We start from the raw sequence: 22,752 nt of genomic DNA on the forward strand, positions 1-22,752 counted from the left end.
GCGGCATCGCTTTCCTAACGTGGGGGAACGCAACGTCGCGTATCCCGAGGAGACCTCCATGACCGCACCTTCGTCGCGCCGCCGCGACGGCGCCGGACTCGTCGACGACGAGCCCGTGATCGTCACCGATCCGAAACTCCCCTCCGTCGCCCTCACCGAGGAGCACCACGAGAAGGCGAACCGCTGGACTCTGCCGAAGATCATCCTGTGGTCCGCGATCGCGTTGCTGGGCGCCGTCGCCTGGACCATGCTCGCGATCGTCCGCGGCGAGACCGTCAACGCGATCTGGTTCGTGTTCGCCGCGGTGTGCACCTACCTCATCGGCTATCGGTTCTACTCCAAGGTGATCGAGAAGTACATCACCCGACCCGATGACCGCAGGGCCACGCCCGCCGAGGTGAAGCAGGACGGCAAGGACTACGTCCCCACCGACCGTCGCGTGCTCTACGGCCACCACTTCGCGGCCATCGCCGGTGCCGGACCGCTCGTCGGTCCCGTGCTCGCCGCGCAGATGGGATACCTCCCCGGCACGATCTGGATCATCGTGGGCGTGGTGCTCGCCGGCGCCGTGCAGGACTACACCGTACTGTTCTTCTCGATGCGCCGCGGCGGACGCACGATCGGCCAGATGGCCCGTCAGGAGCTCGGCCGGATCGGCGGCACCGCCGCGATCATCGCCTCGCTGCTGATCATGCTGATCATCGTCGCGATCCTCGCCCTCGTCGTCGTCAACGCGCTGGGGGAGAGCCCGTGGGGCGTGTTCTCGGTCGCGATGACCATCCCGATCGCGCTCTTCATGGGCGTCTACCTGCGCTACCTCCGCCCCGGCAAGGTCACCGAGGTGTCGATCATCGGCTTCGTGCTGCTGATGGCCGCGATCATCGGCGGAGGCTGGGTCGCCGGTACCGAGTGGGGTCAGGCGATCTTCCACCTCGATCGCACGACCATCGCCTGGGGCATCATCGTCTACGGCTTCATCGCCGCCGTGCTTCCGGTCTGGCTGCTGCTCGCCCCGCGCGACTACCTGTCGACCTTCATGAAGATCGGCGTGATCGTCATGCTCGCGGGAGCCATCGTCCTCGTGCGCCCCGAGATCACCGTCCCCGCCGTCAGCGTCTTCGGCGAGAACGGCATGGGACCGGTGTTCGCAGGGCCCCTCTTCCCCTTCCTGTTCGTCACGATCGCGTGCGGGGCGCTCTCCGGGTTCCATGCGCTGATCGCGTCCGGAACCACTCCGAAACTCATCGAGAAGGAGCGCCAGACGCGCTTCATCGGCTACGGCGGCATGCTCATGGAGTCGTTCGTCGCGATCATGGCCCTCGTCGCCGCGATCTCGATCGACCAGGGCATCTACTTCGCGATGAACGCCCCGACGGCCGCGACAGGGGGAACAGTCGAGGGGGCGGTGGCCTTCGTGAACTCGCTGGGCCTGACGGGGGTGAACCTCACACCCGAGATGCTCACCGGCACGGCAGCCGCGGTCGGCGAGGAGTCGATCGTCTCCCGCACCGGAGGGGCGCCGACGCTCGCGCTCGGCCTCGCGCACATCATGCAGCAGGCGCTCGGCGGTCAGGCGATGATGGCTTTCTGGTACCACTTCGCGATCATGTTCGAGGCGCTGTTCATCCTCACCGCCGTCGACGCCGGCACCCGCGTCGCCCGCTTCATGCTGCAGGACTCGATCGGCGCCTGGTTCCCCAAGTTCCGCGACGTCTCGTGGCGCCCCGGAGTGTGGATCTGCACCGCGATCATGGTGGCCGGCTGGGGAGCGATCCTCATCCTCGGGGTGACCGACCCGCTCGGCGGCATCAACACCTTCTTCCCGCTGTTCGGCATCGCGAACCAGCTGCTCGCCGCGATCGCGCTCGCCGTGGTGATGGCCATCGTCGCCAAGCGCGGTCGGAGCTACGTCAAGTGGCTGTGGATCATCGGGCTGCCGCTCGCGTTCACCGCGGTCGTGACCATCACGGCGTCGCTGTACAAGATCGCGTCTCCGGTTCCGGCGATCGGCTACTGGGCGAATCACTTCCGCTACGTCGCCGCCCGCGACAGCGGAGACACCTCGCTCGGTGAGCCCCAGGTGCTCGACGCCGTCATCCGCAACACCGCCGTGCAGGGCACGCTCTCGATCATCTTCGTGACCCTCGCCATCGTCGTCATGGTGGCCGCCGTGATCGTGACGATCAAGGCGATCCGCAACGGCGGCGGCGAGAACACCGAGGAGGCCCCCGTGGCCTCGCGCCGCTTCGCTCCGGCAGGGTTCCTGCCGAGCGCCGAGGAGCGCGAACTCGAGAAGCAGTGGGAGCCGCTCCTGGCCGACGAGCGCAAGGCGTCGACCCACTGAGATGGCCGACACCATGAACCGGGCGGATGCCGCGACCACCCTCGTGCGGACGCTCTTCAGCGCCGTGGCGCGGGCCGGGCGCGGCATCCGCTGGTACATCACGACACTGATGGGCGACAGCGCCTATGCGACGTATGTCGCCCATCAGCGTCGCCAGCACCCGGACGAGGATCCGCTGACCGAACGGCAGTTCTGGCGGCAGCGGATGGACGACCAGGATCGCAACCCCGGTGCCCGCTGCTGCTGAGCGCGGTGTCGTCGGTGCCTAGGCTGGGACCATGACCGACGTCGTTCTCGCCGCTGTGTTGGGCGTGCTCGGCGGCATCGTCCTCTCGGTGCTCCTCCTGCTCGCACGCCGACTCGCCCGTGGGGCCGCCGACCTGGGAAGCGATGCCGAACAGGCGGCGCTCACGGCGCTGCACCAGGCGAGCCTGGCGGCACCGCACCTGCGTGCAGGGCTCTCCGCCCCCGACGTCGTGAAGGCCGCACGGCACCTGCGCGTACTGCTCGGCAGCGCAGCGGTCGCGATCGTGAGCGCCGAGGGCACCGTGTCGTTCGACGGCCCCTCCGACGGGCTGGAGTCCGCGGCACGCCGCATCGCCGCGCAGGTGAGCGCTTCCGGTCGACGGCAGGTCTTCCCGGCACGCGGAAGGGACGGTGAGCTCGAGGCCGTCGGGGCTCCGATCCTCGTCGACGGCCGCGTGGTGGGTGTCGTGGTCGCCTTCGCGGCATCCGTGCGGGCAGCGCTGGTGCGGGCGGCCGAAGAGGTCGCCGACTGGTGCGCGGCGCAGGTCGAACTCGGCGGACTCGATGCGTCGAGGACCCAGCTGGCCGAGGCGGAGCTGCGGTCGTTGCGGGCGCAGATCTCCCCGCACTTCATCTACAACGCCCTCACAGCGATCGCGTCGTTCGTGCTCACCGACCCCACGCGCGCGCGCGAGCTGGTGCTGGAGTTCGCCGACTTCACCCGCTACTCGTTCCGTCGACAGGGCGAGTTCACCACGATCGCCGAAGAGCTGGGCAGCATCCACTCCTACCTCGAGCTCGAGCGGGCCCGCTTCGGTGACCGGCTGAGGGTCACCCTGCAGATCGCGCCGGAGACGCTTGCGACGGTCATCCCGTTCCTGTCGGTGCAGCCGCTCGTCGAGAACGCGGTCCGTCACGGTCTCGAACCCGGCGTCGGGGGAGGGGAGATCCGCATCGCCTCGCGCGACGACGGCACCCACACCGAGATCACGGTCGAGGACGACGGGGTCGGCATGGACCCCGAGGGGCTGAGGGCGACCCTCACGGCGGGCGACGACGGCGTCCACGTGGGTCTGCGCAACGTCGACACCCGGCTGCGTCAGCTCTACGGCGCGGACGGAGGCCTGGTGGTGGAGACGAACACCGGCGCCGGTACCCTGGTGCGCATGCGGGTCCCGAAATCGCAGCCGCAGCACGACCCGGACAACGACTGACGTTCATGATGACCATCGCGCCTCCGATCGATGTGCTCGTCGCGGACGACGAGAGACCCGCCCTGGACGAGCTGGTCCACCTGCTGCGCACCGACCCCCGCGTCGGTGAGATCCTCACGGCATCGTCGGGGGCTGAGGCACTGCGGGTGCTGTCCGAGCGGGCGGTGCGGATCGCGTTCCTCGACATCCACATGCCGGGGTTGAACGGGATGGAGCTCGCGCGCGCTCTGATGACCCTCGCCGAACCGCCGTCCGTCGTGTTCGTGACCGCCGACGAGGCCAGGGCGGTGGAGGCGTTCGAGCTGCGGGCTGCCGACTATCTGCTCAAGCCCGTGCGCCTCGAGCGGTTGCGTCAGGCGGTCGCCCGGGTCGTCGAGCTCGGCGACACCGCGGGCCTCGGCGACGACGAGGTGCTGCCGGTCACGGTCGGATCCGTCGTGCGGTTCGTGCGCCGCAGCGAGGTGCGCTGGGTGCAGGCGCAGGGAGACTACTCCCGGCTGCACACCGGCGACGGCACAGGGCATCTGGTGCGCATCCCGATCTCGGAACTGGAGGCTCGGTGGGCGGCGGCCGGATTCCTGCGCATCCATCGCTCCTCGCTCGTGCGCACGGCCGCCGTGACCGAGGCGCGTCTGTCCGGGGCGGAGCCCGCCGTGTCGATCGGCGCGGTCTCGCTGCCGGTCAGTCGGCGTCTGGTGCCGGCGGTGCGCGACGCCCTGCTGCGTGGAGAGGGCGCCGGATGACCGAGAAGCCGAAGCGCGTGCGCGTCACGGCCGACCTGCCCGATCGGCGACCAGCGACCTTCACCCGCGGCATCGCCCTGCCCGGCTCGCCCGTGGACGAGGCGGATGCCGTGTACGCCCGGGCCCTGATGCGCAGCCAGCTCCGACTCGCGCTCGGCACGGTCGCCGGGTTCGTGGTCGTCGTGATCGCGCTCACCCTGACGATCGCCCTCATCCCCGAGATCGGACAGGTCCTGGTCTGGGGCCTGCCCTTGTCGTGGTTGCTGCAGGCGTACGCGTTCTATCCGATCATCGTCGTCTTCGCGGTGCTCTACGTGCGCACCGCCGCGCGCAACGAGCGTCGGTACCGGGCGCTCCGGGACCGCGAATGAACGTGGTGCTCGATCTCATCGGCGTCGCGCTCGTCATCGTCGCGACGCTGCTGATCGGGGTCTACGGACTGCGCATCTCCCGCACCACGGGAGACTTCTTCGTGGCGTCGCGCACCGTGCGACCCGTGTGGAACGCGTCGGCGATCAGTGGCGAGTACCTCTCGGCCGGTACCTTCCTCGGGCTGTCGGGCCTCGTATTGCTCGACGGCGCCCGCGGGTTCTGGTTCCCGATCGGATACGCGGCCGGCTACCTCCTGGTCCTCGCGTTCGTGGCGGCCCCGCTCCGACGCAGCGGCGCCTACACGATCCCCGACTTCATCGAGGCGCGCCTGGAGTCGACGTCGGCCCGACGTGTCACGAGCATCGCGGTGCTCGTGATCGGCTGGCTGTACATCGTGCCGCAGCTGCACGGCGCCGGCCTCACCCTGCTCGTCGTGGCGGGCCTGCCGGAATGGGTGGGAGCCGTCACCGTCGCGGTGCTCGTGGCTGCAGCGGTGGCTGCGGGCGGCATGCGCGCGATCACGTATGTGCAGGCGTTCCAGTACTGGCTCAAGCTCACTGCTCTCCTCGTGCCGGTCGTGTTCATCGCCTTCGCGCTCAGCGGCGGTCCGCACGACTTCGACCCCGCGCTGGTCTTCCCGGTCGAGGCCGGCCCCTCGGGGTTCGACGCGTACGAGACGGCCTCGCTGCTGCTTGCGCTGCTGCTGGGAACCATGGGTCTTCCCCATGTGCTGGTGCGCTTCTACACGAGTCCGACCGGGGTCTCGGCGCGACGCACGACGGTGATCGTGATCGGCATGGTCAGTGCGTTCTATGCGGTCTCGAGCACGATGGGCCTGCTGGCGCGCATCGCCGCTCCCGACCTCGCAGTGCCGGGCATCGCCGACACCGTGGTGCTGCTGCTGCCGTCCCGCGTCTTCCCCGGGGCGTTCGGCGAGCTGCTCACGGCACTGATCGTTGCCGGGGCGTTCGCGGCCTTCCTGGCGACATCTGCCGGCCTCGTGGTGTCGCTCGCCGGAGTGATCAGCCAGGACGTGTTCTCAGGATCGGTGCGCTCGTTCCGACTCTCGGCCGTGCTCTGTGCGCTGGTGCCGCTCGCCGTGGCGCTGCTCACGGCCCCGGCCGGTCTCGGATCGAGTGTCGGAGTGGTGTTCGTCGTGGCGGCGTCGACGTTGTCACCGGTCGTGCTGTTGGGGGTCTGGTGGCGAGGACTCACCGCGCGTGGGGCGGTCGCCGGGATGCTGTCCGGCGGTCTCGCCGCCGGCCTCGCGCTGCTCGTGCATGCCCTGATCGATGGCGTCGGGGCGGCGGCGCCGTACCTCGCCCAGCCCGCCGCCTGGACCATTCCCCTCGCGACGGCGGTGACCGTCGTGGTCTCGATCCTCGACCCGCGGGGCCCGTCGCCGCGCACGGAACGCTTCCTCGCGCGGGTGCATACCCCGGAGCGCGGCTGAGTCAGACCGGCTCCGCGCGCAGCGTCCAGGCCGGCCACCAGCCATCGGGGAGACGGCCGAGAACGTCGGCGGCCTCGTCGAGACGCTTCGCGGGGATCGCCGGGTCGGGCTGGCCGCCACTGGATCGTCCGCTGCCGTCGGGGGTGTGGATCCGGGTGTGCAGCCAGCGCCGCTGTCCGACGGGGAAGACCTCCCTCAACCCTCCGGCCGCGATCGCGAGAAGGGTCTGCTCCAGGTTGTCGGCCACGCTCTCGGCGGTCTCGTCGCAGGCGTCGCAGGTGCATACGGGCGCACGGTCCCGGAATAAGGCCCCGGCTTCGATGTCGACGGACTCGGCCGACACCGTGAGGGTGATCGTCGCGCCCGTCGTGGGGCGCAGGCACATCACGCGGGCCCCCGATTCGGAGACCCGTCGGTCGACGTCGACGACGTACCAGGTCGCCAGGTGCTCGACCAGCGCGTCGACGACGGACAGCACGGGGGCGAAGCGCTCAGGATGGGAGACCCGCGAGTAGGCGTCGTCCGGCGGAGAGCCACCGGCCCAGCGGGACCCGTAGTCGATGACCCGGCCGTCGTCGTCGAAGAAGTCCGGGATCGCGAGGGGCGGACGTGCGAACGCCATAGGGGCGACCACGAGGTCGACGTCGACCTCGTGGTGCGCGAGGGCACTCGACTCCAGGTCGTCGCGGTCGGCCTGGGGCCAGGAGGCGAGCATCTCTCGAAATGCCTCACGCTGCTCCGGGTGCTCCACGATCGCCCGCAGCACGCCCGCGACCGGAATCGACATGGCCGAGGTACCGACCTCAGGCTCGCTCGTCATCCGCCACCTCGCCGCGGGATGCGCCACGGCTATCGCGTTCCCCAGGAACCGCGAGGCTGCCTCCGTCATCTCGGGAGCATCGAGGAGCTCGGCGTGCGCAGCGATGAAGTCCCACAGTGCGAAGAGGTCGGTCGCGAGGACGGCGGGGTCTGCATCGGAATCGCGTGCGAAGGCCGCGAAGGGCTTGAAGCCCTCCACGAACCGCGCGGGCGCGACCGACTCGACGCTCGGCCAGATCAACGTGGCGGATGCTGTGGCGCCCGGCATCGGCGCCAGAGTGCCGGGGAAGAGGTCCGACGTCGTCATCAGGATCAGATCCGGCGTCCGCGGGGCATCAACTGCACGTCGGGCAGCGGCGGAGCGGGGATTCGAATGTCGTGACCGCCGACGATGCCGAACCGTGCCGGCTCAGCAGCGGCCGACGACTCCGCCTCCCACGCGTCGCGCGCTGCGACGATCTCCTCGTGCGTGCGGCCGGCGAAGTTCCACCACATCACGATCTCGTCCTCGAACGGCTCGCCGCCGAGCAGGAACAGCAGCGCACCCTCGTCGCTCGACACCTCCACCTCGTCGCGCGAGTCGCCGAGATACAGCAGGCCGTTGCGCTCGAGCGGATGCTCTGCCACCACGGCATCGCCCTCGACCAGCATCAGCGCGTGCTCCCAGCCCGAACGCAGCGGCAGGTGCACCCGCGAGCCGGGGGAGAGCACGATCTCGGCGCCCACGATCGGGGTGTGCACGGTGGCGGGGGAACGCACCTCGGCGAACTCGCCGAGCACGACGGTGGCCTCGGCATCCGCGCCCTCGTCGGCCGGGATCGCGAGCGCGGGCAGTGCGGTGTGCCGTTCGAAGCCGGGGGCACCGTGGCGCGCGGAATCCGGGAGCGCCACCCAGAACTGCAGCGCATCGAGGGGGACGGGCCCGTCGCCGATCGAGTACTCCGAGTGCGAGATCCCGTTGCCTGCGGTCATCAGGTTCAGCTGCCCGCGGCGCAGGTCGGCGTCGCTGCCGAGCGAGTCGCGGTGGCGGATCTCTCCGACCAGCGGCCAGGTCACCGTCTGCAGTCCGATGTGCGGATGCGGTTCGACCCGCATCTCGGTGTCGGCGGGACCGAACCGGTCGAGGAAGCACCAGGCGCCGATCGTCGGCAGGTTGCGGTGCGGCAGTGCGCGCAGCACGTTCATGCCGCGTACGCCGCCGAGCGGAACTTCGCGGGGTTCGAGGATGAGGCGGCGCTGCCCGATCATTCCGCTCGGCCCGTCGGGTCCTCGCCCGCAGAACCGGCGGGGGCGGATGGGAGCTTCGGCCAGCGGATCTCCGCGCCCGGCACCTCGTGGGTCTCGAGGTATTTCGCGATGTACGGGCACAGCGGCACGATCGCATCACCACGCTCCGCCGCATCCGCCAGAGCGGCCGATGCGAGCTTCCCCGCCAGTCCCTGTCCCTGGAATGCCGGGTCGATCTCGGTGTGGGTGAAGCGGATGGATCCGGGGCGCAGATCGAACGCCGCGAAGCCCGCGAGCACGTCGTCGGAGCGGAGCTCGTAGCGCGATTCTTCGTCGTTGCGGGTCACGGTGATCTCGGTCATCGGGTGCTCCTTCGAACGGGGTGCCTCCAACCTACGCCCGCCGGAAGCGCCTTGGTCGCTCCCGGGTGACGAGTCAGTGCGCCGTCTCCTCGACTGCTGCGGCGTGTGCGTCGTCGCGGCTCTTCTTCGGGAAGAGGAAGGTCAGGGCGAGGAAGGCGATCAGCATCAACGCGGGCACGATGAGCGTCTGCTGGTAGGCCTGCGAAGGGGTGCCGGATGCTGCGGCATCGAAGAAGACCGACGCGAAGATCGCCACACCGACCGCGCTCGCGATCGCCTGCACCGCGGTGAGGACGCCGGAGGCGGAACCGATCTCCTCATCTTTCACCGCCGCGAGGATCGTGCTGAACAGGGCGGCGATGATCGCGCCGCCGCCGACGCCGAAGAGGGCGATGCCGGGGACGATGGTCCAGATGGTGAAGTCGCCCGGCTGCTCCAGCTCGAGCCAGAGGAGCGCGGCGCCCAGCAGCTGGGTCACCGCCCCGAGCTGCAGCACGGATCGGCCGATCTTCTCGGCGAGCCACGCGCCGCTGACCGCACCGCCGACCGCAGAGCCGAGCGCGAGGGGGAGGTTGCTCAGCCCGGCCTCCCCGGCGCTGAAGCCGTTGCCGACCTGCAGGAACAGGGTCAGCACGAGCTGTGTACCGGTGAGGCTGCTGAAGAAGAGGGCGATGCCCACGAGTCCGAAGGTGTACGCGCGACGGGTGAACATGGTCGCCGTGACGAGGGGCACGCCCCCACGGGCGAGCAGCTGCCGCTGCTGCCAGCCGAACATCACGAACCCGCCCAGCCCTGCGGCCACGCATGCCCAGGCCCACAGCGGCCACTCCAGCTCGGGGCCGAAGGTCAGGCCGAGGACGAGGATGCCGGAGGAGGCGGCGATGACGGTGGCGCCGAGGAGGTCGATGCGGACGGCTCGATCGCCGGATCGTCGCGGCAGGATGCGCCATGCGACGGCCAGGGCGATGATTCCGATCGGGATGTTCACGAGGAAGACCGAGCGCCATCCGAGACCGAGGATGTCGGCCTCGATGAGTCCGCCGCCGATGATCGGGCCCAGGATGCCGCCCAGGCCGAGTGCCGGGCCGAAGATGCCGAAGGCGACCGCGAGTTCGGCACCCGAGAGGTTCTCGCGCAGCAGTCCGAGGCCCTGGGGGAGCAGCAGTGCGCCGGCGGCGCCCTGGATCAGGCGGAACGCGATCAGCAGTTCGGCGGTCGGGGCGAGGGAGCACAGCAGGGAGGCGATCGTGAAGGCGGTGAGCCCGAGGAGGAACATCCGTCGACGTCCGAAGCGATCGCCCAGACGGCCGCCGAGGATCAACCCGGCTCCCAGCGCGAGCGCGTAGCCGCCGATCACCCACTGCAGGCCCAGGGCGTTCGTTCCCAGCGATGCCTCCAGGGACGGGCCGGCGACGTTGACGATCGTCGCATCGAGCATGTCCATGACCTCGGCAGCCAGCATCACCCCCAGAATCGCCCAACGCCAGCGGTATGGGGCCTCGGTCACGTCGCTCATGTCATCTCAATTCTTGATTATCAATCAAATTAGCAATATGGAGTATTACCATTGCGGGCATGGATGTCAAACGAGCCGAGCGGGTGTCGAAAGCCGCTTCGGGGTACGACCCGTCGCGTCGGCACGACGCCGGCGAGATCGATGACGGCGACATCCGGTCCCGTGTGCAGCAGCTCACGATGCGACAGCAGCGTTTCGAACGGTCGGTCGCGAAGCAGCTCGAACTCGATGCCCCGGGTCTCGAGGTGCTCGACCATCTGATCTCGCGCGGACCCGCGACGCCCACCGAGCTGGCGCATCGCATCGAGATCTCGACCGCGGCCATGACCCTCGTCCTCAACCGTCTCGAAGACCGCGGTCATGTGCGCCGAGATCGTCACCCTTCCGACGGGCGCAAACTCATCGTGACCGCCTCCGAAGATGCCGCTGCCGATGCTGAGCGCCTCGTGGCGCCGCTGATCGACGAGGTCGAGGCGCAGATCGCGGCCATGAGCGCCCAGGAACGGGCGACGGTCGCGACCTTCCTCGATGGCCTCATCGGCGCCTACGATCGGTCGACCCTGAGCTGATCGCGCCCCTCGTCTGTGGAGGACGCGCCGCCCGCGTCGGCGGGGGTGGTTACGCTGGAGGGATGCCGCAGACTCCCCGTGACCCGTACGCGGATCTGCCGTACGCCGACGAGCCCTACGACGACGGGTGGGAGTCGTCCGTCCCGCCGGAGCCGATGGATTGGGAGCCGCAGGGCGCGGGCTTCGAGCCCCCGCTCGACTGGGGGCAGGGACCGGTCACCCCGGTGGCTCCGCGGTCTGCCGCGGCCTCGCCGTCGGCTGTGCGCACCGCCGCCCCGAGCCGCTATCCGACCGCGCGCGAGGCGCTGCACACGGTCTTCGGGTACGACGAGTTCCGCGGCGATCAGGCCGACATCGTCGAGCAGGTCATCGCGGGCGGCGACGCCGTCGTGCTGATGCCGACCGGTGGCGGAAAGAGCATCACGTACCAGGTGCCGGCTCTCGTGCGCGAGGGCACCGGGCTCGTGATCAGCCCGTTGATCGCGCTCATGCACGACCAGGTCGATGCGCTGCGAGCCAACGGCGTCAACGCCGCCTATCTCAACTCCACGCAGGCCATCGATGAGCGTCGCGAGGTCGAGAGGGCGTACATCGCCGGCGAGCTCGACCTCATCTACGTCGCACCGGAGCGTCTTTCCAGCGCGCAGACCACTGCTCTTCTTCAGCGCGGAACGCTCAGCGTGATCGCGATCGACGAGGCGCACTGCGTGTCGCAGTGGGGTCACGACTTCCGCCCCGACTACCTCGCCCTGGGCGACCTGGGCGAGCGGTTCCCCGGGGTGCCGCGCATGGCTCTCACGGCCACGGCGACCGCGGCGACGCACAAGGAGATCACCGAGCGACTGCAGCTCGGCGCCGCGAAGCACTTCGTCGCGAGCTTCGACCGCCCGAACATCCAGTATCGGATCGTGCCCAAGGTCGACCCGCGCAAGCAGCTGGTCGCGTTCATCAGATCCCAGACGCCGGCGAGCGACGACGGCGCGCAGCCCGCGGGCATCGTGTACGCGCTCAGCCGCAAGTCGGTCGAGCAGACGGCGACCTACCTCGCCGCGCAGGGGCTCGATGCGCTGCCGTACCACGCGGGTCTGCCCGCCGAGGTGCGGGCGGCGAACCAGGCGCGCTTCCTTCGCGAAGACGGCGTGGTCATGGTCGCCACGATCGCTTTCGGCATGGGCATCGACAAGCCCGACGTGCGCTTCGTCGCGCACATCGACCTGCCGAAGTCGGTCGAGGGTTACTACCAGGAGACCGGTCGCGCTGGTCGCGACGGCGAGCCCTCTGTGGCCTGGATGGCGTACGGCCTCGGCGACGTCGTGCAGCAGCGCAGGCTCATCGACCAGAGCCCCGGCGACCGCACGTTCAAGATGCGGATGGGTCAGCACCTCGACGCCATGCTCGCCCTGTGCGAGACCGTGGAGTGCCGACGCCAGAACCTTCTCGGCTATTTCGGTCAGGAGTCGCAGCCGTGCGGCAACTGCGACACGTGCCTGGAAGACACCGAGACGTTCGACGGCCTCGTCCCCGCGCAGAAGCTGCTCTCGACGATCGTGCGGCTCAAGCGCGAGCGCAATCAGGCGTTCGGCGCCGGGCATCTGATCGACATCCTCCGCGGGGCCTCGACCGAGCGCATCCGGCAGCAGGGCCACGACAAGCTCGCGACCTACGGCATCGGCAACGACCTCTCCGACCAGGACTGGCGAAGTGTCGTGCGGCAGCTCCTCGCTCGCGGCATCGTGGTCGCGCAGGGAGACTACGGCACTCTCGCGCCCGGAGAGCAGGCGGCCGGTGTGCTCCGAGGGGAGACCGCCGTGCCGTTGCGCAAGGACACGATCGGGCGCCCCACCTCCTCCGGCCGCGCTCGCAAGGCCAGCGCCGCCGACGCCTTGGACGCGGGGGATCGCGGACTCTTCGAAGCACTGCGCGCCTGGCGGGCCGAGACGGCGCGCGAGCAGGGCGTGCCCGCGTACATCGTCTTCGGCGATGCCACCCTCCGTGCGCTCGCCGAGCATCGTCCGGCCTCCCTCGCCGACCTCGACGGCATCACCGGCATCGGGGCGAAGAAGCGCGAGGCCTACGGCGAGGGCGTGCTGGCGGTCATCGCCGCCGCCTGATCCGACGCGGAGTCAGCGCTTGATCCGAGGCCGCAGCATTCAGCGCGGAGGCAGCACGTCGTCGAGGTGGGCGCGCAGGTGGGTGGCGATGTCGAGCCGCTCCCTGTCGTACAGCCACTGGTACTGCAGTCCGTCCCACATCGCGATGAGCCACGTGGCTTCGTGCACCGGGTCGCGATCCGTCGGCAGGTCGCCGTCGACCTGGGCGAGGCGGAAGAGCTCGGTGAAGTACTCCAGCGCGTTCGCGAACCGCGTCGCGAAGTAGTCGTGCGCGGGGTGGGCGGCGGGAACCGCCTCGCAGGACAGCACCGCATACACCTCGATCAGGCCCGGCTCATCCTGTGAGCTCCGCGCGGCGCCATCGGGGATGCTGCGGAGCACTTCTCCGGCGGACGCTGCGCCGGTGAACCCCTGGTTCTCGTTGATGGCGCTGTCCCGTTCGGTGAGGACGGCGCTGAGCAGCAGCTCCTTCGACGGGTAGTGGTGCAGCAGGGTCGACTTCGACACCCCGACCGCGGTGGCGATGTCCTGCAGGCTGGTGTCGCCGTAGCCGTCGCGTGCGAACAGGCGCGTCGCATCGGCGAGGATCCGCGTGCGGCGGCGACGGCCGACCGCATAACCGGGTTCGGTGTCCGGCGTCGCCGTCGTGCGCAGCTCGGGCAGGGGGCCGGCCGCGTGCGCGTCGTATGAGGGGTCGTCGTCGGGATCGCGCCATGCGACCGGCAGCGCCCAGAGGTTCTCGCGTTCCTCGAGCATCTCCACCACGTCGACTCGATCCGGAAGGTACTGCGAGAGCAGTTGCAGGCCGTCCCACCCGGCCGTATGCCTAACGGTCTCGCCGTCGACGTCGCGATCGGCCGCGATGACTCCGTGGTACTTCGCGTCTTCCAGGACGTCGACGCTCAGCGCGCGCAGCCGGCAGTAGCGCTCACGCATCCGCGCGTGCGCGGGGTGACCGGCGGCCGAGGCCTCGCCGGTGAGCGCCGCGAACAGCTCGAGGTAGCCCGGAGTGCGTGCGTTTCGCTCGGCGATGCTGGAGAAGACCAGCTCGCCGGGTTCGGCAGCCGCCGCGATCGCGCTGAACACGCTCTCGTTGTCGGCTTCCAGTGCGGCGACGACCTCGCCGAGAAGGTCGTCCTTCGAGGCGAAATGGCCCAGCAGGCCCGGGTGGCTGACGGCGGCGGCGGCGGCGATGTCGCGGAGGGATGTCGACCGATAGCCGTGTGCGACGAACAGGTCGTGCGCAGCAGACAGGATGCGCTGGCGCGTGGCGGCAGCGCGGGCATGTCGCGAGCCGGTCGCTGTGGTCGTCATCGCATCCTCCTTGTGCATCCTATCCTCGCTCATTACCAAGCGGTCTGGTTTCAGTTACCAACCGGTCGAGATTGGTGTATGGTCAACCCAGAACCGCGTCGCCGAAGACGTGCGGTGAATCGAAAGGACTGTCATGACAGAGTTGTCATCCGCCGCTTCCGCGGCCGCGGTCGGCACCACCGGGTTCAAGGCCCCGGGGACCACGCCGCTGAAGACCCCGCGCGGGTACACGCCGGGCCTCGCCGCCGTGAACTTCGGCGTCTACCTGGCCCTGCTCACCCCGGTCATGGTGTCGATGGCGTTCAAGGTCCAGCACATCGACCCCGTGAACACCGAGGGCAGCCTCGGGCTCGTGATGGGCGTCGGCGCGATCTTCGCCCTCATCGCGAACCCGCTCGTCGGTCGGCTCTCCGACCGCACCACGTCGCGCTGGGGCATGCGTCGTCCGTGGATCCTCGGTGGTGCGATCATCGGCCTCGGCGGCTTCGTGCTCATCGGGTCGGCGACCTCGGTGTGGATGGTCCTGCTCGCCTGGTGCCTCGTGCAGACCGCGATGAACGCCGTGCTCGCCGCCGCCAATGCGACGCTGCCCGATCAGGTACCGGTCACCAGCCGCGGCAAGGTTTCCGGCATCATCGGCATCACGACTCCGATCGGCATCCTCGCCGGGAGCTTCCTGGTGAACTTCCTCCCCGGTGACTTCGAGCGCTTCGTCGTTCCCGGCGTGATCGCGCTGATCCTCGTGATCGTGTTCGTCCTGACCCTCAAGGACCGGCGTCTCACCGAGAAGCCCGCCGAGAAGTTCACCGTCGCGATGTTCTTCGGCTCGTTCGTGTTCAATCCGCGCAAGCACCCCGACTTCGGCTGGACGTGGCTCACCAAGTTCTTCGTGATGTTCGGATACGCCGGCATCGCCACGTTCCTGCCGCTCTACCTCGTCACCAAGTTCGGGCTCGACGAGCAGGGCGCTGTCGGCATCATCCTCGCCGCCAACCTGGCCTCGATGGCGGCGATGGCGATCTCGTCCCCGCTCGGTGGATTCCTCTCCGACAAGATCGGCAAGCGTCGCCCGTTCGTCGCCATCGCCGGGGTCATCATGGTCATCGGCCTGGTCATCCTCGCGATCGCTCCCGATGTCACGACCGTCATCATCGCGCAGTCGATCATCGGTCTCGGCGCCGGCTCCTTCCTCTCCGTCGACCTCGCCCTCGCGACCGAGGTGCTGCCCAACCCCGACGACGTGGCGAAAGACCTCGGTGTGCTGAACATCGCCAACGCCCTTCCGCAGTCGATCGCCCCGGCCATCGCCCCCGGCATCATCGCGCTGGGAGCGGCCACCCCGCTCGGCGGCTACACCACCTGGTACCTGTTCGGCGCGCTCGTCGCGCTCGCCGGCGCCGTTCTCGTCTACCGCATCAAGGGAGTCAAGTGACCATCTCCGACACCACAGCCACATCCACGGTCCGCCCCTGGCTGGACGCCGATCTGCCCGTCGACGAACGCGTGCAGCTGCTCCTCGACGCCATGACGATCGAGGAGAAGGCGGGACTGTTCTTCCACACGATGATCGCGATCGGCGATCTCGAAGAGCCGAACCCCGTCTTCGCGACTCCGTCGGCCCGGGAGTTCCTCGAGACCAAGCGGATGACCCACTTCAACCTGCTCGGCGCCGCGCCCACCGGTCGGGAGATCGCGGCGTGGCAGAACGCGCTGCAGCGCCTGGCGGCATCCACCCGCCTCGGCATCCCCGTGACGCTGTCGACCGATCCGCGCCACTCCTTCAGCGAGAACCCCGGGGCCTCGATCCTCGCCGGCCCCTTCTCGCAGTGGCCCGAGACCCTCGGCCTCGCGGCGACCCGCGATGAGGCACTGGTCGAGCGCTTCGCTGATATCGCCCGTCAGGAGTACACGGCGGTCGGGCTGCGCGTGGCCCTGCACCCCCAGGTCGACCTTGCGACGGAGCCGCGGTGGGCCCGGCAGACGGCGACCTTCGGTGAGGATGCAGAGCTGTCGGGCACGCTCGGCGCGGCCTACATCCGCGGTTTCCAGGGTGCTTCGTTCGGCCCCGGCTCGGTGTCGACCATGACCAAGCACTTCCCCGGCGGGGGACCACAGAAGGACGGCGAGGACCCGCACTTCCCCTACGGTCGGGAGCAGGTCTACCCTGGCGGCGAGTTCGAGCTTCACCTGAAGCCGTTCGAAGACGCGCTCGCCGCGGGCACCCGGCAGATGATGCCGTACTACGGGATGCCCGTCGGCACGGAGTACGAGGAGGTGGGATTCGGGTTCAACAAGTCCGTGATCACGGGTCTGCTGCGTGAGCGCTACGGCTTCGACGGTGTCGTGTGCACCGATTGGGGCCTGATCAGTGACTCCGAGATCTTCGGCCAGCCCTTCCCTGCACGTGCTTGGGGTGTGGAGCACCTCACGCCGCGCGAGCGCATGAAGAAGGTGCTGGACGCCGGTGCCGATCAGTTCGGCGGTGAGGCGAATCCGGAACTCCTGCTCGAGCTCGTCGCCGAGGGCGAGGTGACCGAGGCCCGTCTCGACGTCTCGGCGCGACGCATCCTGCGCGAGAAGTTCGAGCTCGGTCTGTTCGAGAACCCGTACGTCGACGAGGACGCGGCCGACGACATCGTCGGGCGCGCGGAGTTCCGTGCCGCCGGGGAGGACGCCCAGCGCGCCTCGATCACGGTGCTCTCGAACAACGGTGCTCTGCCCTTCGCGCGCGGCCGAAAGCTCTACGTCGAGGGCATCGACGCCGAGGTCGCAGCATCTTTCGGGGAGGTCGTGGAGACGCCGGGCGAGGCCGATCTGGCGATCATCCGCCTGCACGCCCCGTTCGAGGAGCGCGAGACGATGTTCGAGAACTTCTTCCACGCCGGCTCCCTCGCGTTCTCGGAGCAGGTGGTCGCGCATGTGCGCGAGGTCGCGCACGCCGTGCCGACCGTCGTCGACGTGCTCGCCGATCGTCCGCCGATCCTGACGCCGATCGTGGAAGCTGCCGCCGCGGTGACCGTCAACTGGGGCGCTTCGGGTGCGGCACTGCTCGATGTGCTCAGCGGCGCGTTCCCCGCGCAGGGCACGCTGCCGTTCGACCTTCCGCGGTCGATGGCCGCGGTCGAGGCTTCGCGTCCCGACGTGCCGTTCGACACCGCTGATCCGCTGTTCCGCTTCGGCCACGGGCTTTCGCTCTGACCGTTTTCGATCTGGAACCGCCCCGCAGACCCTCGGTCAGCGGGGCGGTTTCTTCGTCTGCGTGGACTTGACGGCGGCGCCCTGTCTCGTCGCACGCATCCTCGGGGGCGCAATGTCTCGCAGGATGCCGGAATCCGGATGATTTCTGGACGAATGCTGGACATCCCCTTTGCGATCCCGTAAGAATGGGCGCAACATCGCTCGGCCGACTGACGTCGACCCGTGGGGGGGCCATGTGACGCGGAAGATCGCATCACACGGGAGTAGCGGATGGAATTGCAGGAGAGGGTTCTGCGGCGACGCAGAGCAGTTGGAGGAGGCATCGCCGGCGTCACCGTCGGCGCGGTGATCCTCGCGAGTGCGCTGGTGCCGACTGCGGCGAATGCGCTGGACACGGTGAATCCGAACGATCCGGCGGTCGCGCAGGGGCAGATCATCCAGCTGCCCGCCGCTCTGCTCGGGGGCCTGGACATCGCGGCTCTCGGTCACACGCTCACCAGCAACCCCGCAGCCCCGGGCTCTGAGCTCGGCGGGCTGGACGTGGGTCTGCTCGAGGCGCTCAACATCGACGTCGGCACCCTGAACGTGCCGCTGCTGACCGACGGCACCGGGCCGGGTCTGCTGCGGCTCGGTGATCTGGGTGCGGCGCAGAGCTTCAGCTCGTCGCCGACGCAGACGCAGTCGATCGCGTCGTCGGGCACGATCACCACGGGCGGGGCGATCGACACGGGCGCCATCGACGGCGGTGTGAATCCCGGCACGCTCGAGCTCACCGACCTCTTCGACCAGCTCGCCGTCGCCGGCCTCACCGACGCGGTCCTCGATCAGGCCTCGGTCGGCATCGGTGCCCTCGCGTCGCGCGCCGAATCGAACGCTGCGGCGGCCACATCTCAGTACCGCATCGCGGATCTGAACCTCGACCTGCACAGCAACCTGGTCGCCGGGCTGTCGGGAACGCTGGCCTCGGCGATCCAGGGCACCGTCACTCCGGTGAGCGATCTCGCAGGCCCCGGTGGAGCGCTGACCGCTCTCGTCACGACCCTCGTCAGCACGATCAACGCGATCCCCGATGTGCCGCTGCTCGCAGCCTTCACCGCGACCGGAGGAACGGTCGGGATCGCCGGACTCGACACGGTAGGACAGACCGTGACCACCCAAGTGCTGGAGACCCCGATCGAGAACACGACGGGATCGGTGCTCGTCGACCTGAGCACCGGGACGGTCTCCGTCGATCTCGCCAAGATCCTCGTCGAGACCGGCGCAGGAGCGAACCTCAACACCCTGCCGGCGAACACCCCGGTGCTCTCGGCCACGACCATCTCCGCGATCCAGCAGGGGGTCACCTCCGCGCTGACGGGTACGCACCCGAACAGCCTCAACGGCAAGGTCTCCACGATCCTGAAGTCCACGCTCGACGCGCTCCAGGTGACGCTGACGGTCGGCGTCGACCTCACTGTTCCGCTCACCGGAACGGCACTGGTGTCGGGGGATGTGACGGTCAAGGGCTCGCTGGCGCAGTTCGCCGGCACCGCGACCCCCGTGCCCACGGTCACGACGGACATCACGCTCGCCGGCCTCAACATCGGCGTCCTCCTCGACCCGGTGGTCTCGGCCGTCACGAATGCGGTCGCCATCACGACGGGTCCGCTCGTGAACACCGCCCTGAACAGCGTGATCCCGCTCGCGCAGCCGGCGCTCGCCGCGTTGACGGGCCCTGTGCTGACGACGCTCGATCCTGTGCTCCAGGGCGTGCTCTCCGATCTCGTCGACATCACGATCAACGAACAGCCCGCCACGGGGGACATCCCCGGAGACAGCTTCACGGTGCGCGCCCTCGCGGTGGACCTGCTCCCTGCGGTCGGCGGCGGAGTCTCCCTCGACCTCGGGTCTTCGACGGTGAAGTCTGCGGCTGCGGCCGTCGCGGCGATCGATGCGGCTGCCACGGTGCAGGCGGGAACAAGCCTTCCCGTCACCGGATCCGGCTGGCCTGCGAACACCCAGGTCTCGGTGCAGGTGACGACTCCCGGTGGAGGGATCGTCAACGACCCGTTGCCGGTGACGACAGATATCAACGGAGCCTTCACCTTCGGCTACGGGATCCCCGCTGCGACACCTCCCGGCGCGGGCTACATCGTCACCGCGACCGACGGCACGAGCACTGCAACCGACACCACCGAGGTCACCGCCGCAGCAGCGGTCGATGCCGCACCGGCCGTGCAGGCGGGCACGAACCTCGGCATCTCCGGAACCAACTGGCCCGCGAACACCCAGGTGTCGGTGCAGCTGCAGGCGCCGGGAGGCGGCGCGAACATCGGCGGTCCCGAGCTGGTGACCACCGACGCCGCGGGGACCTTCACCCTCGACTACCCCGTCCCAGCGGGAACCCCGGCCGCCACCGATTACGAGGTGACGGCCACCGCGGGTACGCAGACCGCCACCGATACCACCGAGGTGACCGACGCTCCGGTCGCGGCGATCGAYGCGGCGGCGACGGTGCAGGCGGGAACGACGCTCCCTGTCACGGGATCGAACTGGCCGGCGAACACCGAGGTGTCGGTGCAGCTGACGGCTCCCGGYGGCGGCGCGGACATCGGCGGCCCTGAGACGGTCACGACCGATGGGTCCGGTGCGTTCACGCTCGACTATCCGGTGCCCGCCTCGGCCACACCCGGCACCGGCTACACGGTGACGGCGACCGTCGGCGCCCAGACGGCTTCCGACACGACCGAGGTGACCGCCGCGGTCGCGATCGACGCGGCGGCGACGGTGCAGGCGGGGACGAGTCTCCCTGTCACGGGATCGAACTGGCCGGCGAACACCGAGGTGTCGGTGCAGCTGACCGCTCCCGGCGGTGGAGCGGACATCGGCGGCCCTGAGACGGTCACCACCGATGGCACCGGTGCGTTCACGCTCGACTACCCGGTGCCCGGATCGGCCACACCCGGCACCGGCTACACGGTGACGGCGACCGTCGGCGCCCAGACGGCTTCCGACACGACCGAGGTGACGGCCGCAGCGACCGTGGATGCGGCGGCGACGGTGCAGGCGGGCAGCGACCTGGCCGTATCCGGCACCAACTGGCCGGCCGACACCGATGTGATCGTGCAGCTCTCGGCTCCGGGAGGTGGGGCCGTCGGTACACCGCAGACGGTGACGACGGGCGGGCTCGGCGCGTTCACGCTCGACTACCCGGTGCCGGCCGGTACGCCCGCGGGAACCGGGTACACGGTCACGGCCTCGGCCGGCGCTCAGACCGCGACCGACACGACAGAGGTCACTGCGGCTCCAGTCGTCGTCGATGCGGCGGCGACGGTTGCTGCGGGCACCAACCTCGCCGTCACCGGCACCGGGTGGCCGGTGAGCACCTCGGTCTCGTTGCAGCTGACCGCTCCCGGTGGTGGTGCGGACGTCGGTGGTCCGGTGACGGTGACCACCGACGCATCCGGGGCCTTCGCGGCGAACTATCCGGTGCCCATCGACACCACCCCGGGTACGGGCTACACGCTCACGGCGACCGCGGGTGCGGTCACCGGCTCGGACACCACCGAGGTGACCGCGGGCGACCCCGGCGATGTCAACACCAACGCGGCGGCCTCGGCCTCGGCGTCGGCCGATGCGACCGCCGACGGCGATCCCTCGGCCCAGTCAGCTGCGGAAGCCGCTGCGCTCGCTGATGCGACCTCCACCGCATCGGCGGCGGCGACGGCCGATGCCACCTCCGCCGCGGAATCCGCGGCGACGACCACGGCGTCCACGACGGCATCGACCGACGCGACGTCGACGGCCAACGCCGCAGCGGCTGTCGCTGCCCAGGCCGCGGCCCAGGCAGACGCCTCGAGCGACGTGAATGCCGCGGCTTCGACAGCAGCCGATTCGAACTCCGCGGCATCGTCCGAATCCGCAGCGACGGCGACATCCTCGGCGGACGCGTCGTCGGAGGCCGCGGCCAACGCGAACGCGGCGGCCTCGGCATCCGCTTCGGCCAATGCCGACGCCTCCACCGCTGCGGTCGCCGAAGCCTCCGCGCAGGCGGCGGCCTTCTCCGACGCGACGGCGGAGGGATCGGCTGCAGCGGATCCGGCAGCCGAGGCGGCATCGGAGGCCGCGGCGACGGCGACCTCGTCCACGGCGGCGACCGCGGATGCCACCTCCGAGGCGAACGCCGGTGCGGCGATCGCCGCGCAGGCGGCAGCACTGGCCGACGCCACGACGGACACGGCGGCCGAAGCCTCGGCCACGGACGATGCCAGCACGAGTGCAGCGGCGAACGCGAGCGCAGCGGCGATCGCGAGCGCCTCGACCGATGCCTCCTCGGATGCGGTCGGCTCGGCGGACGCCTCGGCGGAGATCAACACGAACGCCTCGGCATCGGCCTCGGCGTCTGCCCAGGCGGATGATGACAGCAACGCCTCGGTCGAGGCAGCCGCTGTGGCTGCGGCACTCGCCGACGCGACCAGCCAGGCATCCGCCGCGGCGGACGTGTCGGCCAGCGCCGCGGCCCAGGCCGCAGCGACCACCGATGCCTCCACGGATGCCTCCACCACGGCCACCACGGCGGCGAACGCCTCGGCAGCGGCCGCGGCTCAGGCGGCGGCGCAGAACGATGCGACCTCGACGAGCGCGGCCGACGCCTCGGCCTCGGCCGATGCGGATCCGAACGCCTCGGCGGCAGCGGCGGCGAACGCGTCGTCTTCGGCCACGGCCTCGGCGTCGGCTGCGGCGGATTCCTCTGCCGAAGCCACGGCTGCGGCCTCCGCGACCGCCTCCGCCACTGCCACTGCGAGCTCCTCGGCGGATGCGGCGGCCGATCCCACCGGGAACATCGCCATCACGATCAAGTCCCCTGTGCTGGAGCGCGGCAAGCAGCAGACCGCAGTCGGCACGGGCTTCACGCCCGGAGAGACGGTCACCGGTGTGATGACCTCCGACCCGCTCGCGCTGGGCAGCCAGGTCGCGAACGCCCAGGGCACGGTCACCTTCACCTGGACGGTCCCCACGGCCACCGATCTGGGGACCCACACCGTGACGCTGACCGGGGCGACCTCCGGCAGTGTGTCGGCGACGTTCCAGCTGGTGGCATCGGGCCTGGCCACGACCGGCGGGCAGCTCCAGAGCGGGTGGATCGCGCTGGCCGCGCTGCTCCTCACGCTCGGGCTGGGGACGATGAGACTCGCGAGATCCCGCCGGCCCCTGGTTCAGACGGAGTAGATCGCGATGCAGGAACGCTGAGTGGTCGGGGCCGTTTCCCCACGGCGGTCCCGACC

The 22,752-nt window shown here is 69.8% G+C and carries 16 protein-coding genes; 11 read left to right on the plus strand and 5 right to left on the minus strand.

Translation table 11 applies throughout. From position 1 onward, the window contains the following. Window positions 1–58 precede the first annotated feature (58 nt). From ASC55_RS13645 to ASC55_RS13670, 6 genes are read left to right on the plus strand one after another with little or no spacing between them, the layout of a single operon-like run. Window positions 59–2,344 (plus strand): carbon starvation CstA family protein, encoded by a 2,286-nt coding sequence (locus ASC55_RS13645; protein ID WP_055869515.1) that lies wholly within the window; start codon window positions 59–61, stop codon window positions 2,342–2,344. Window position 2,345: 1 nt separating this feature from the next. Further along, the gene (locus ASC55_RS13650) at window positions 2,346–2,591 is read left to right on the plus strand and encodes a YbdD/YjiX family protein (RefSeq protein ID WP_055876657.1); all 246 of its coding nucleotides are present in this window, start codon (window positions 2,346–2,348) and stop codon (window positions 2,589–2,591) included. A 31-nt stretch (window positions 2,592–2,622) separates the two neighbouring features. Further along, complete coding sequence (locus tag ASC55_RS13655) at window positions 2,623–3,804, plus strand: sensor histidine kinase (protein ID WP_055876661.1); 1,182 nt, start codon at window positions 2,623–2,625, stop codon at window positions 3,802–3,804. 8 nt (window positions 3,805–3,812) lie between these two features. Next, window positions 3,813–4,547, plus strand: coding sequence for a LytR/AlgR family response regulator transcription factor (locus ASC55_RS13660; protein WP_055871125.1), 735 nt, complete (start codon window positions 3,813–3,815; stop codon window positions 4,545–4,547). Further along, window positions 4,544–4,918 carry a hypothetical protein gene (locus ASC55_RS13665; protein WP_055869524.1) on the plus strand — a complete coding sequence of 125 codons (375 nt, stop codon included), beginning with the start codon at window positions 4,544–4,546 and terminating at the stop codon, window positions 4,916–4,918. Before ASC55_RS13660 ends, ASC55_RS13665 begins: the two co-directional genes overlap by 4 nt. Next, the gene (locus ASC55_RS13670) at window positions 4,915–6,372 is read left to right on the plus strand and encodes a sodium/solute symporter (protein WP_055876664.1); all 1,458 of its coding nucleotides are present in this window, start codon (window positions 4,915–4,917) and stop codon (window positions 6,370–6,372) included. The genes ASC55_RS13665 and ASC55_RS13670 overlap by 4 nt, the downstream gene beginning before the upstream one ends. A 1-nt stretch (window position 6,373) precedes the next feature. Here ASC55_RS13670 and ASC55_RS13675 read toward each other — a convergent pair whose 3' ends face one another. The 4 genes from ASC55_RS13675 to ASC55_RS13690 form a co-directional block, all read right to left on the minus strand. Continuing rightward, window positions 6,374–7,498 (minus strand): DUF6226 family protein, encoded by a 1,125-nt coding sequence (locus tag ASC55_RS13675; RefSeq protein WP_055876666.1) that lies wholly within the window; start codon window positions 7,496–7,498, stop codon window positions 6,374–6,376. A 5-nt stretch (window positions 7,499–7,503) separates the two neighbouring features. Next, window positions 7,504–8,439 (minus strand): pirin family protein, encoded by a 936-nt coding sequence (locus ASC55_RS13680; protein ID WP_055876668.1) that lies wholly within the window; start codon window positions 8,437–8,439, stop codon window positions 7,504–7,506. Continuing rightward, window positions 8,436–8,780, minus strand: a complete 345-nt coding sequence (locus tag ASC55_RS13685; protein WP_055876671.1) for a GNAT family N-acetyltransferase — start codon at window positions 8,778–8,780, stop codon at window positions 8,436–8,438. Before ASC55_RS13685 ends, ASC55_RS13680 begins: the two co-directional genes overlap by 4 nt. Window positions 8,781–8,853: 73 nt before the next feature. Next, window positions 8,854–10,296 (minus strand): MFS transporter, encoded by a 1,443-nt coding sequence (locus ASC55_RS13690; RefSeq protein WP_055876675.1) that lies wholly within the window; start codon window positions 10,294–10,296, stop codon window positions 8,854–8,856. Window positions 10,297–10,355: 59 nt separating this feature from the next. Here ASC55_RS13690 and ASC55_RS13695 point away from each other — a divergent pair, with 59 nt between their 5' ends. Then, window positions 10,356–10,865, plus strand: a complete 510-nt coding sequence (locus ASC55_RS13695; RefSeq protein ID WP_055876677.1) for a MarR family winged helix-turn-helix transcriptional regulator — start codon at window positions 10,356–10,358, stop codon at window positions 10,863–10,865. Between the two features lie 62 nt (window positions 10,866–10,927). Continuing rightward, a complete protein-coding gene (gene recQ / locus ASC55_RS13700) occupies window positions 10,928–12,976 on the plus strand; it encodes a DNA helicase RecQ (RefSeq protein ID WP_055876680.1) in 2,049 nt (682 codons plus the stop codon). A gap of 39 nt (window positions 12,977–13,015) precedes the next feature. Here recQ and ASC55_RS13705 read toward each other — a convergent pair whose 3' ends face one another. Continuing rightward, complete coding sequence (locus tag ASC55_RS13705) at window positions 13,016–14,290, minus strand: TetR/AcrR family transcriptional regulator (protein WP_235563384.1); 1,275 nt, start codon at window positions 14,288–14,290, stop codon at window positions 13,016–13,018. Window positions 14,291–14,423: 133 nt separating this feature from the next. Between ASC55_RS13705 and ASC55_RS13710 the strand changes: the two genes are divergently transcribed. The 3 genes from ASC55_RS13710 (at window position 14,424) to ASC55_RS13720 (ending at window position 22,696) form a co-directional block, all read left to right on the plus strand. Continuing rightward, window positions 14,424–15,722 (plus strand): MFS transporter, encoded by a 1,299-nt coding sequence (locus tag ASC55_RS13710; RefSeq protein WP_055869542.1) that lies wholly within the window; start codon window positions 14,424–14,426, stop codon window positions 15,720–15,722. Continuing rightward, complete coding sequence (locus ASC55_RS13715; RefSeq protein ID WP_055876685.1) at window positions 15,719–17,488, plus strand: glycoside hydrolase family 3 protein; 1,770 nt, start codon at window positions 15,719–15,721, stop codon at window positions 17,486–17,488. Before ASC55_RS13710 ends, ASC55_RS13715 begins: the two co-directional genes overlap by 4 nt. Window positions 17,489–17,758: 270 nt before the next feature. Continuing rightward, window positions 17,759–22,696 (plus strand): choice-of-anchor G family protein, encoded by a 4,938-nt coding sequence (locus tag ASC55_RS13720; RefSeq protein WP_157559469.1) that lies wholly within the window; start codon window positions 17,759–17,761, stop codon window positions 22,694–22,696. Window positions 22,697–22,752 lie beyond the last annotated feature (56 nt).

It is taken from the genome of Microbacterium sp. Root322, from assembly GCF_001425645.1.
Classification (GTDB): Bacteria; Actinomycetota; Actinomycetes; order Actinomycetales; family Microbacteriaceae; genus Microbacterium; species Microbacterium maritypicum.